Here is an 11,546-nt window from a genome sequence, read left to right as displayed (position 1 = left end):
GGTCAGCCAAGGGGATCAGCATGGAAAAATTCGGCAAGAGCCAGTCTGTCACACGCGTCGAGGATCTGCGCTTTCTGACCGGTGCGGGGCGCTATGTGGATGATGTGGCCCCGGATGATGCCCTGCATGCGTTTTTCCTGCGCGCCGCTGTGGCGCATGGCAGGATCACCGCGTTGGATCTGGCGGATGCGCGCGCCATGCCGGGGGTGGCCTTGGTCGTGACGGCGGATGATCTGGTGGCGGCGGGGGTCCGGATGGGGCTTGCAGGCAAGGTCTTGCGCAACAGCGACGGCACGCGGGCGGCGGCCCCTGTCCGCCCCATTCTGGCGCAGGGTCGCGTGCGTCATGTCGGCGAGCCGATTGCGATGATTGTCGCGCAAACGCTGCAGGCCGCGCGCGATGCGGCCGAGGCGATCCTGCTCGAAATCGACGATCTGCCGGTCCATGTGGCACTGGAGATCGGCGGCGCGGCGATCCATCCAGAGGCCCGCGACAATCTGGCCTTTGACTGGGCGCTGGGCGATGCCGCCGCGACCGAGGCGGCGATTGCTCAGGCCGCCCATGTCGTCACCGCGCAGGTCTTTGACAACCGCGTGATCGTGAATGCGATGGAACCGCGCGGCTGTTTTGCCGAGGTCACGGATGGCCGGTTGCATGTCGCCGTGAACGGGCAGGGCGTCTGGGCCACCAAACGCGACCTGATCCATCATTTCGGCCTGAAAGACACTGATGTCCGCGTCACCACCCCCGATGTCGGCGGCGGGTTCGGGATGAAGGGGATGCGCTATCCTGAACCTTTCTGCGTCGCCCATGCCGCGCGCGTGCTGGGCCGCCCCGTGCGCTGGATGTCCGAACGCACCGAGGCAATGCTGACCGATAACGCCGGCCGTGATCTGACGACGACGGCGACACTTGCCTTTGATGCTGACTATCGGATCACCGCCTATCAGCTGGATACGATCGCCAATATGGGTGCCTATAATTCGCAATTCGCCCAAGCGATCCAGACCGAGCTTTTCGCCAAAGTGCTGATGGGCACCTATGATGTGCAAACGGCCTTTATGCGCACGCGCGGCATCTATACCAATACCACCCCCGTTGATGCCTATCGCGGCGCAGGGCGGCCAGAGGCGATTTTCGTGCTGGAACGCAGCATGGATGCCGCCGCCCGCCAACTGGCTGTTGATCCTTGGGACTTGCGGGCGCGCAACTTCATCAAACCTGAACAATTTCCCTATACCACCGTCACAGGGATGACCTATGACGTGGGGGATTTCATGCAGGTTTTGAACACCGCCGGGCGCAACGCCGACCGTGACGGTTTTGCCGCGCGCAAGGCCGCGTCAGCCGCGCAGGGCAAATTGCGCGGGCAGGGGCTGTGCTATTACATCGAAAGCATCCTTGGCGATCCCGATGAAACCACCGCCGTGGAATTCACGCCGGATGGCGCGCTGATCTATGTCGGCACGCAGTCGAACGGGCAGGGGCATGAAACCGTCTATGCGCAGTTTCTGGCCGATCAGACCGGTATCCCTGCCGACCGGATCACCGTGGTGCAAGGCGACAGCGACCGTATTGCCACAGGCGGCGGCACCGGTGGATCGCGGTCGGTGACGGTGCAGAACAGCGCGACTTTGGCGGCGGTGGATGTGATCCGCGACGCCTTTACCGCGTTTCTGGCGGATCACGAGGGGGTGGACGCCGCCCAGATCAGCTTTGACGATGAACGATTTCGCATCAATGGGTCAAACCTGACGCCGAGCATGCTTGACGTCGCAGATATGGCCCGGGCCGCAGGGCGCCACGATCTGTTGCGCCATTCTGCCACCATCACGCTGGACAACCGCAGTTTCCCCAATGGCGCGCATGTGGCCGAGGTGGAAATCGACCCCGCCACCGGGGTTGTCACGATCGACCGCTATACGGTCGTCGATGATTTCGGCAATCTGATCAACCCGATGCTGGCCGAGGGGCAGGTCCATGGCGGTGTCGCCCAGGGGATCGGGCAGGCCTTGACCGAACGCGCGGTATTCGATGCCGATGGGCAGCTGTTATCTGCCAGTTTCATGGATTACGCGATGCCGCGCGCCGATGATCTGCCGATGATCGGCTTTGCCACGGAATGCACGCCTTCGCTCTACAACCCGATGGGCATGAAAGGCTGTGGCGAGGCGGGGACAGTCGGCGCTTTGGCCGCGATCAGCAATGCGGTGATCGACGCCTTGCAGGATGTCGGCGTGACCGAGATCGACATGCCCTTTACCCCGCATCGCGTCTGGCAGGCGATCAGTGCAGCACAGGGTGCCGATGCGGCTGCGTGACTGGGTCTTTGGCCTTTTCGGGCGCAAGCCGCGCACCGAAGAGGCCGCGATCCGCCAGCGCGGCCCGGCGATCCATGTCATCATCATGGACGGGACGATGTCTTCGCTGGAACCGGGGGCGGAAACCAATGCCGGGCTGGCCTTCAAACTGCTGCGCGAGGGCAGTCAGCGCGCCAATATGACCGTCTATTACGAGGCGGGAATCCAATGGCGGGATTGGTCCAATACCTGGGATGTCATCACCGGGCGCGGGATCAACCGCACGATCCAGCGCGCCTACGGCGTTGTCGCATCGCGCTATCGGCCGGGCGACAGGATCGTGCTGATCGGCTATTCGCGCGGCGCTTTTGCTGTGCGCTCGCTTGCGGGGGTGATCGGGATGGTCGGGCTGCTGCGCGCCGATTGCGCGACCCAGCGCAATGTCACGCAGGCGTTCCGCCATTACCGCACCGGCGGGCGCAGCCAATATGCCACGGCATTCCACCGGCTGCATTGCCACCCCGAGATCGAGATCGAGGCGGTCGCCGTCTGGGACACGGTCAAGGCGCTGGGCCTGCGGCTGCCTGTCATCTGGCGCTGGGGGGCGCAACACCACAATTTCCACAATGCCGAACTGGCGCCGCATGTGCGCCATGGCTTTCATGCGCTGGCCCGCGATGAACGGCGGCGGGCCTATACGCCGGTCCTGTGGTCCTGCGCGCCGGGATGGCAGGGGCATGTCGAACAGGTCTGGTTCAAGGGCAATCACGCCGATGTCGGTGGTCAGGTGCGCGGCTATCCGCCCGCCCGCCCGCTGGCCAATATCCCGCTGGTCTGGATGCTCGACCGGCTAGAGGCTTGCGCCGTGCCTTTGCCCGCAGGCTGGCGCGACAGGTTCGCGCAGGATGTGGATGCACCGTCCATCGGCAACTGGCATGGCTGGGCGCGGCTGTTCATTGCGCGGCGCAGGCGGGTGATCGGGCGCGACCCTTCGGAACGGTTGCATGACAGTATCGCGCAGCGGCTGCCGCGGCGGTCATTCCTGCGACGGGCGCATGATCAGGCAGGTGGTTGATCCGGTAGCATAAAGCCTGCCATCGGCAGCCCCGCGGATTTCGCCATGCGCCACCCCGGTGCTGCGACCGGCGTGATCGCTGATGCCAGAGGCCAGAATCTCGGTCCCGATCGGGATCGCACGAGTCAGGTTCACCTTATATTCCAGCGTGGTATAAAGCGACCCTTTGGGCAGCCGCGTCATCACGGCACAGGCCATGCAACTATCCAGCAATGTGCCATACCAGCCGCCATGCACCCCGCCCATCGGATTGGCATGCTGGAATTCCGGCGTGCCGCGAAAGGTGACACGGCCCGCCGCAACCTCTTGGAGGTGGTAATTCATCAAGCCCGAAATCGGGGGGCGGCTGATCTCTCCGCGCTGCATGGCAAGCATGAAATCAAGGCCCGACATGGACAGGGTGCTGTCCAGATCGGGCAGATCGGCTGGGGTTTTCGCAATGAACATCGGCGCGCCTTTGAGTGTCGGCGCAGGCTGCCGTGTCAGGCGACGTTTTGCAACCGTGCTTTGGGCGTGACCCCCAGCGCATGGCAGACATCGCGCGTCAGTTCGGGCCGGTTGAGCGTATAGAAATGCAGATCATCCACCCCGCCGCGCACCAGATCGTCGCAAAGCTCGGTCGCCAGCGCCGTGGCCAGCAGGTCGGTCGTGCCGTCGCGGGTGGCGTTGGTGAACGCATCGCGGATCACCTGCGGAATATGCGTCCCGCATTGCGCTGCGAATTTCTGCGTCCCGGTCCAGTTTTCAATCGGCAGAATGCCCGGAATGATCGGTGCGGTGATTCCCGCTTTGACACAGGCATCGCGGAACCGGAAAAAAGTATCGGCCTCGAAAAAGAACTGCGTGATCGCAGATGTCGCACCGGCATCGATCTTGCGCTTGAGAAAGGCGATATCGGCGGCCTGATCGGCGGCTTCGGGGTGCTTTTCAGGATAGGCGCCGACGCGGATCGTGAATTGTCCGGTCTCGGCAAGGGCGGCGATCAGCTCGACCGAACTGGCAAAACCGTCGTCATGGGCGGTGAATGTCGCCTGCCCCTTGGGGGCATCACCGCGCAGGGCGACGATTTCGCGCACGCCCGCTGCGGCATAATTCTGCGCGATTTCAAGCGTTTCAGCGCGGGTCGCATCGACACAGGTCAGATGTGCGGCAACATTCAGCCCGCTGGTGCGGTGGATCGTGCTGACCGCCTCATGGGTCAGCTGGCGTGTCGTGCCGCCCGCCCCATAGGTCACCGACACAAAGGTCGGGTCCAGCGGCGCCAAGACATTGACGCAATCCCACAGCCGGAACGACCCTTCGAGCGATTTGGGCGGAAAGAATTCAAAAGAAACGGACGGGCTGGACATGACATTACCTCTTGCTTGCCTCGCGATTTTGTCACGTTTATGAAGTTGAGACAAATTCATAACCTTCACTAACTTCATGAAGGACATTCACATGCACATCGAATTCCGCCATCTGCGCACGATCAAGGCGATCCATGACACCGGTGGGCTGGCGCGGGCGGCGGATCAGTTGAACATGACGCAATCGGCCCTGTCGCATCAGATCAAGGGGATCGAGGATCAGGCGGGCGTGGAATTATTCGTGCGCCGGTCCAAGCCTTTGCGCCTGTCGGCGGCAGGTATGAAGATGCTGGCCGCCGCCGAGGCGATCCTGCCCCAGGTCGCCGCCCTGGAGGCGGAATTTTCCGGTCTGGTCTCTGGCAAGGCCGGCCGGCTGCATATCGCGATCGAATGTCATGCCTGTTTTGAATGGCTGTTTCCGGTGCTGGAACAATTCCGCAAGGCCTGGCCCGAGGTCGATGTTGATATCCGCCCCGGTCTGGCGTTCGATGCGCTGCCCGCGCTGCGCCGCGAGGATGTCGATCTGGTCGTCTCTTCCGACCCCGAGGATTTGCCCGAAACCGATTTCACCCCGCTGTTCGATTATGAACCGGTCTTCGTGGCCGCAGCCCAACACCCGCTTGCCGCCAAAGACGTGATCGAGGCCGAGGATTTTCGCGGCCAGATTTTGATCACCTATCCGGTGGACCGCGCGCGGCTGGATATCTTTTCGCAGCTGCTGACACCGGCCAAGGTGGAACCGGCCGCAGTGCGTCAGGTGGAACTGACCGCCGTGATCCTGCTGCTTGTCGCGTCCAATCGCGGGGTAGCTGTGCTGCCCGATTGGGTGGTCCGGCAGGTGCGCTACAATTCCGATTACGTCACGCGGCCGCTGACAAAGGCGGGCATCACGCGCAGGCTTTATGCCGCGACCCGCAGCGATGATACCAGCCGTCCTTATATGGCGCATCTGATCCGGCTGGCGCGGCAGGAAGCGGTGAAATTGCAACGCGGCTGACGCCTTGCCCTCATGCGCATTGCCGCCTATAGGCAGCCCTTGATCCCGAACCAAAGGCAAGACAGATGGCTGGCAGCGCAAATCTCAACGTGATGATGAAAACCGCCCGCAAGGCGGGGCGCGCCTTGCTGAAAGACTTTGGCGAGGTCGAGCAATTGCAGGTCAGCACCAAAGGCCCCGGCGATTTCGTCACCCGCGCCGATAAGGCTGCAGAACAGATGATCCGCGAAGACCTGCTGCATGCCCGCCCGTCCTACGGCTTTCTGGGCGAGGAAGGCCGCGAGATCGAAGGCGAGGACCCGACCCGCCGCTGGATCGTGGACCCGCTGGACGGCACCACGAATTTCCTGCACGGCCTGCCGCATTGGGCGGTCAGCATCGCGCTGGAACACAAAGGCCAGATCGTCGCGGGCGTGATCTATGACCCGGTCAAGGACGAGATGTTCTATGCCGAAAAAGGCGGCGGCGCCTGGCTGAACGAAAGCCGCTTGCGTGTCTCGGGCCGTCACAAGCTGATCGAAAGCATTTTCGCCACCGGCCTGCCCTTTGCGGGCCGTGCCGATCTGCCCGAAACCCTGCAGGATCTGGCGCGCCTGTTGCCCGCCTGCGCCGGTGTGCGCCGGTTTGGGGCGGCAGCGCTTGATCTCGCCTATGTGGCGGCGGGGCGCTATGACGGGTTCTGGGAACGCGGGCTGAAGGCGTGGGACATGGCCGCCGGTCTGGTGATCGTGCGCGAAGCGGGCGGGATCGTGGAACCTTTGCAGGCCGAGGCCGATATCATCGGCAGTGGGCAGGTGATCTGCGGCAATGAGGCGATCTTTGAGACTTTCGCCAAGGTGATCCGCAAGGCGTAAGCCCGCTCATCTTTCGAGCCCAAATATCCTGGGGGAGTGCCCCGGACTTGGTCCGGGGCGCGGGGGCAAAGCCCCCCTTCCCGGATTTCATCCGGGATAAGATGAGTATTTTTGGAAAAAAGAAGATGTTAGCGGCGCACGACCGGCACGCTGCTGCGGCGATATTGCGCCTCGGGATGGGGTGGGTGGCCTTGGGTGCGCCGCCAGTAAGCGCGCGCGCCGCGCCGCAGCCAGACCGGTACGGTCAGGGCAAGCCCCAGCGCAAAACCGCCCGCATGCGCCCAATAGGCGACACCGCCCGCTGAGGTGTCGACCGCCAGCCCGCCGAAGATTTGCAAGCCGAACCACAAGCCCAGCATGATCCAAGCAGGGATCGGCAGAATGCGGAAAAACACCACGAAAAAGATGAAGATATCGACCCGCGCCTTGGGGAAAAGCAGCAGATAGCCGCCCATCACCCCCGCGATGGCGCCCGAGGCGCCCACCATCGGGACCTGCGAGTAAGGATCGCCGATGAATTGCGCAAGGCTCGCGCCGATGCCACAGACAAGATAGAAGGCGAGAAAGGGCAGATGGCCCATTTCCTCTTCCAGGTTATCGCCGAAGATCCACAGAAACAGCATATTGCCTGCAAGATGCATCAAGCCGCCATGCAGGAAGAGCGAGGTCACAAGCGCCGAGCCGTTCTGCCCTTCGGATAACAGCACCGGGATCAGCGCATAGTCGAAATAGAATTGCCCGAGCTGCAGATTGGTCTGCAGCATGACCAGCCCCCATAGATAGACCAGCACATTGACCCCGATCAGGGTCAATGTGACGTAGGGCCGGGCCTCGGACGGGTTGTGGTCGCGGATGGGCAACATCATCCCGCGACCCTTTCCGCCTTTGCAGCCGGGGTCAAGTCTGGGCGGGGCCGCCCACCTCGGCCAGCAATGCGGCATTCCCGCCCGCCGCCGTCGTATCGATACAGACATGCCGTTCGTGGCAGGCATGGGCGCTGTCGGGCTGGCCGGTGATCAGGGCGATGATCTTGCCCTCGCGTGCCGCAAGTGCCGTTTCCAGCGCGCGCCCGGTCTCGGCATCGCCCCACCAGATGACGCCTGACAAGGGAGCCAGCGTGGTCAGCGCTTTGGGCGGGAGATCGCCGTCCGCGCTGATCCCGACACCGCCCAAGGCGGCGATGGCCGCGACCTGCGCGCCTGCCGCCTCTGGTCCCGGGCCCATGCACAGGATCGCGCCGCGCGGGTGCAGCCCGTGGCGGTTTGATTCGCCGGTCGGTCCTGGCAGATCGCTGGCTGGGGGGCTTGCGGGCAGGGGGGCTGTCGCCAGCCGCTTTTGCAAGGCGTCCAGATCGGCCGCATGGTCCCAGCTGCCTGTCGCTTGCGCGGGGTCTGCTGCCGCGAAACGGGGCAGGTAATGCGGCCCGCCGGCCTTTGGCCCGGTGCCGGACAGCCCCTCGCCGCCAAAAGGCTGGCTGCCCACGACCGCGCCGATCTGGTCGCGGTTGACATAGATATTGCCCGCCTCGATCCGTTCGACGATGGTTTGCACCCGGTCGTCGATCCGTGTGTGCAGCCCGAAAGTCAGCCCATAGCCCGTGGCGTTGATATCCGCGATCACCCGGTCAAGATCGCGCGCGGCGAAAGTGGCCACATGCAGGACCGGGCCGAAAATCTCGCGCGTCATCTCGGCGATGCCTTGCACGCGGATCATCGTGGGGGCGATGAAATGCCCCTGCGCGGGGGCATTGATCTGGTGCAGGATCCGCCCGTCGCTGGCGGCCTGGCTGATGTGATCGGCGATGGTCTTATGGGCGGCGGCATCGATGACCGGCCCCAGATCGGTGGACAGATGCCACGGGTTGCCGACCGACAGTTCCTCCATCGCGCCTTTGAGCATGGTCAGAAGCTTGTCGGCGATATCGCTTTGCACATAAAGGCAGCGCAGGGCCGAACAGCGCTGCCCGGCAGAGCGGAACGCGCCATTCACGATATCGCGCACGGCATGTTCGGGCAGCGCGGTGCTGTCCACGATCATCGCATTCAGCCCGCCGGTTTCGGCGATCAGCGGCGTGCCGGGCGCGCAATGTTGCGCCATGCTGGCGCGGATTTTCAGCGCTGTTGCCGTCGATCCGGTGAAGGCCACGCCGTTGATGCGCGCATCTGCGGTCAGGGCTGCGCCGATTGCGCCGCCGCCGGGCAGGAATTGCAGCGCGCTGACAGGCACGCCCGCGTCATGCAGGATCTGCACCGCGCGGAAGGCCACCAGCGGCGTTTGTTCGGCTGGTTTGGCGATGACCGCATTGCCTGCGGCCAGCGCGGCCGAGATCTGCCCCAGAAAGATCGCCAGCGGAAAGTTCCACGGGCTGATGCAGGTCCAGATGCCGCGTCCCTGCCGCTGGGCGTTGGCCTCATTGGCGTAATAGCGCAGGAAATCCACCGCCTCGCGCAGTTCGGCCACGGCGTCGGGCAGGGTCTTGCCCGCCTCGCGCGCGAGGATCGCGAAAAGCGTATCGGCATCGGCTTCGAGCGCATCGGCGGCTTTGCGCAGCACATCGGCGCGGGTGCTGTGGTCGGCGGTCCAGACCGCGGCACCGGCCAAGGCATCGGCCACGTCGTCGGGGGTGGCGGGTGTCACTTGCCCCACGATATCGTCGGGCTGTGCCGGGTTGAGGACGGGAGATGAACTTTCATGCCTCCGGCGGGGATATTTGGGCTCGGAAGATGTCAGGGGGCCTGCGAGATAGGTGGCGTCGCGTAGGGGCGCGCGGGCCTTGTCGATGGCATCCAGCGTGGGTTGATGTGTCAGGTCCCAGCCTTTGGAATTGATCCGCGCGGGTCCGAAAAGCGCGGGGCCTGTCGGCAGGTCGTGGCGCGGGCCTGCGGCATCGAAAGGGCAGGCGGCGACGACGCTGGCGGGCACGGATTCGTCCACGATCTGGTTGACGAAGCTGGAATTGGCCCCGTTTTCCAGCAGCCGCCGGACAAGATAGGCCAGCAAGTCTTCATGTGCGCCCACAGGGGCGTAGATCCGGCAGCGCGTCTTTTCGGCGTCCAGAACGATTTTATGCAGGGTTTCGCCCATGCCATGCAGGCGCTGGAATTCGAATGTGTCTTTGCCGCGCCCCATCTGGGCCGCCATATCCAGCACGGCCGCCACGGTATGCGCGTTATGGGTGGCGAATTGCGGATAGATCCGGTCGGTCAGGCCCAGCAATTTGCGCGCATTCGCGATATAGCTGATGTCGGTATGTTGTTTGGCGGTGAAGACGGGAAAGCCGTCGATCCCCTGCACCTGCGCGCGTTTGATTTCCGCGTCCCAATAGGCGCCTTTGACCAGACGCACCATGATCTTGCGGTCAAGGTCATTGGCCATCTGGTAGAGCTGGTCGATCACCAAAGGCGCGCGTTGCCCATAGGCCTGCACGACCACGCCGAACCCGTCCCATTTGGCCAGCGCCGGATCGGCCAGCACCGCATGGATCACGTCGAGTGACAGCGCCAGCCTGTCGGCTTCTTCTGCGTCGATGTTGAACCCCATGCCTGCGGATTTCGCGAGCAGTGCCAAGGCGCGTACGCGCGGCACCAGCTCGTCCATCACCCGCGCTTGTTGGGCGACCTCATAGCGTGGGTGCAGCGCCGAGAGTTTGACCGAAATGCCGGGGTTTTCTGCGACCGAGCCATGCATGCAATGATCGGCAATCGCCGAAATCGCCCGCGAATAGGCCAGGTGGTAATGTTTGGCGTCGGCTTCGGTGCGCGCGGCCTCGCCCAGCATGTCATAGCTATAGGTAAAGCCTTTGGCCTGCATCCCATCGGCCCGTTTCATCGCCTTTTGAATCGTCTCGCCCAGCACGAATTGCCGCCCCATTTCGCGCATCGCACGCGCCACGGCGGTGCGGATCACCGGCTCGCCCAGCCGTTTGACCGCCGAGCGCAGGTGCCGCGTGATCCCCGGCTTTTCATCATCCAGCACGCGGCCTGTCAGCATCAGCGCCCAGGTCGAGGCATTGACCAGCGAGGAGGCCGAATGCCCCAGATGCTTGCCCCAATCGGATGGCGCGATCTTGTCCTCGATCAGATCATCCATCGTGTCGGCATCGGGGACGCGCAGCAAAGCCTCGGCCAGGCACATCAGCGCGATGCCTTCATCGGTGGACAGGCCATATTCGGCAAGGAAGACTTCCATCAATCCCGGGTCGGCACTGTTGCGGATCTGGGTGACAAGACCCGCCGCGCGGTCGCAGATCCGGGCGCGGTCGCTGTCAGAGAGGGCGGCGGTTTTCACCAAGCCTGCCACCGCAGCGGATTCGTCGCTGTAGATCGCGGCATCAATGGCATCACGCAAAGTCAGGGCAGTGTCACGGGGCATGGTGGAATCCTTATCCAGATGATCCATCATAGCCGATTGTGAAAAGACGTTTTGCCTGCTAATGCGATTTTTGCAGGACAGAGTGATGAAAAGTTAGGGTTATCATGACCGAAAAGAACAGCGAACTGGATAAATTCGACCGAAAGATCCTTGACGTGCTGGCCGTCGAGGGCCGCATCAGCATCACCGATCTTGCGCGCCGGATCGGCCTGTCGAAATCGCCCACCCAGGCGCGGCTGCGCCGGCTGGAGGAAACCGGCGTGATCCGCGGCTATCGCGCGCTTTATGATCCGATCCGGCTGGACCGCGACCATGTGGCATTCGTCGAGGTCCGCCTGAGCGACACCCGCGAAAAATCCCTGGCTGCCTTTAATGCCGCCGTGCTGCGCATCCCCGAGGTCGAACAATGCCACCTGATCGCGGGCGCTTTTGATTACTTGTTGAAGGTCCGCACGGCGGGGATGACCGGCTACCGCGTTGTTCTGGCCGAGAAGATCTCGACCCTGCCATATGTGTCCAATACCTCGACCTATGTGGCGATGCAGACGGTCAAGGAAGAAGGCCTGTCCCCCGTTGCCCCCGGCCCCGAGGCTTAAGCGG

The 11,546-nt window shown here is 63.4% G+C and carries 9 protein-coding genes; 5 read left to right on the top strand and 4 right to left on the bottom strand.

Annotation, left to right across the window (positions count from 1 at the left end):
* Positions 1-20: 20 nt before the first annotated feature.
* Both LOKVESSMR4R_RS13155 and LOKVESSMR4R_RS13150 read left to right on the top strand, forming a co-directional pair.
* Positions 21-2,321, top strand: coding sequence for a xanthine dehydrogenase family protein molybdopterin-binding subunit (locus LOKVESSMR4R_RS13155; RefSeq protein WP_087209131.1), 2,301 nt, complete (start codon positions 21-23; stop codon positions 2,319-2,321).
* On the top strand, positions 2,308-3,375 hold the full coding sequence (locus tag LOKVESSMR4R_RS13150; protein WP_087209128.1) for a DUF2235 domain-containing protein: 1,068 nt from the start codon (positions 2,308-2,310) through the stop codon (positions 3,373-3,375). The genes LOKVESSMR4R_RS13155 and LOKVESSMR4R_RS13150 overlap by 14 nt, the downstream gene beginning before the upstream one ends.
* On the opposite strand, the gene LOKVESSMR4R_RS13145 is transcribed toward LOKVESSMR4R_RS13150, so the two are convergent.
* Together LOKVESSMR4R_RS13145 and metF are read right to left on the bottom strand one after the other, a co-directional pair.
* The gene (locus LOKVESSMR4R_RS13145; protein WP_087209125.1) at positions 3,337-3,822 is read right to left on the bottom strand and encodes a PaaI family thioesterase; all 486 of its coding nucleotides are present in this window, start codon (positions 3,820-3,822) and stop codon (positions 3,337-3,339) included. The genes LOKVESSMR4R_RS13150 and LOKVESSMR4R_RS13145 overlap by 39 nt on opposite strands.
* A 35-nt stretch (positions 3,823-3,857) precedes the next feature.
* The gene (gene metF, locus LOKVESSMR4R_RS13140; RefSeq protein ID WP_087209122.1) at positions 3,858-4,724 is read right to left on the bottom strand and encodes a methylenetetrahydrofolate reductase [NAD(P)H]; all 867 of its coding nucleotides are present in this window, start codon (positions 4,722-4,724) and stop codon (positions 3,858-3,860) included.
* A 91-nt stretch (positions 4,725-4,815) separates the two neighbouring features.
* On the opposite strand from metF, the gene LOKVESSMR4R_RS13135 reads away from it, so the two are divergent.
* Together LOKVESSMR4R_RS13135 and LOKVESSMR4R_RS13130 are read left to right on the top strand one after the other, a co-directional pair.
* Positions 4,816-5,721, top strand: coding sequence for a LysR family transcriptional regulator (locus LOKVESSMR4R_RS13135; protein WP_087209119.1), 906 nt, complete (start codon positions 4,816-4,818; stop codon positions 5,719-5,721).
* A 65-nt stretch (positions 5,722-5,786) separates the two neighbouring features.
* Complete coding sequence (locus LOKVESSMR4R_RS13130) at positions 5,787-6,575, top strand: inositol monophosphatase family protein (RefSeq protein WP_087209116.1); 789 nt, start codon at positions 5,787-5,789, stop codon at positions 6,573-6,575.
* Between the two features lie 128 nt (positions 6,576-6,703).
* On the opposite strand, the gene LOKVESSMR4R_RS13125 is transcribed toward LOKVESSMR4R_RS13130, so the two are convergent.
* A complete protein-coding gene (locus tag LOKVESSMR4R_RS13125) occupies positions 6,704-7,438 on the bottom strand; it encodes a rhomboid family intramembrane serine protease (protein ID WP_204248781.1) in 735 nt (244 codons plus the stop codon).
* A 34-nt stretch (positions 7,439-7,472) separates the two neighbouring features.
* A complete protein-coding gene (gene putA / locus LOKVESSMR4R_RS13120; protein WP_204248674.1) occupies positions 7,473-10,946 on the bottom strand; it encodes a bifunctional proline dehydrogenase/L-glutamate gamma-semialdehyde dehydrogenase PutA in 3,474 nt (1,157 codons plus the stop codon).
* A 104-nt stretch (positions 10,947-11,050) separates the two neighbouring features.
* Here putA and LOKVESSMR4R_RS13115 point away from each other — a divergent pair, with 104 nt between their 5' ends.
* Positions 11,051-11,542 carry an Lrp/AsnC family transcriptional regulator gene (locus LOKVESSMR4R_RS13115; protein ID WP_087209107.1) on the top strand — a complete coding sequence of 164 codons (492 nt, stop codon included), beginning with the start codon at positions 11,051-11,053 and terminating at the stop codon, positions 11,540-11,542.
* The last annotated feature ends 4 nt before the right edge of the window (positions 11,543-11,546 follow it).

Origin of the sequence: Yoonia vestfoldensis (genome assembly GCF_002158905.1) — a bacterium.
GTDB lineage: Bacteria > Pseudomonadota > Alphaproteobacteria > Rhodobacterales > Rhodobacteraceae > Yoonia > Yoonia vestfoldensis_B.
The sequence above is the reverse complement of the archived record's forward strand: the minus strand, read 5'-3'. Positions and strand labels throughout refer to the sequence as shown.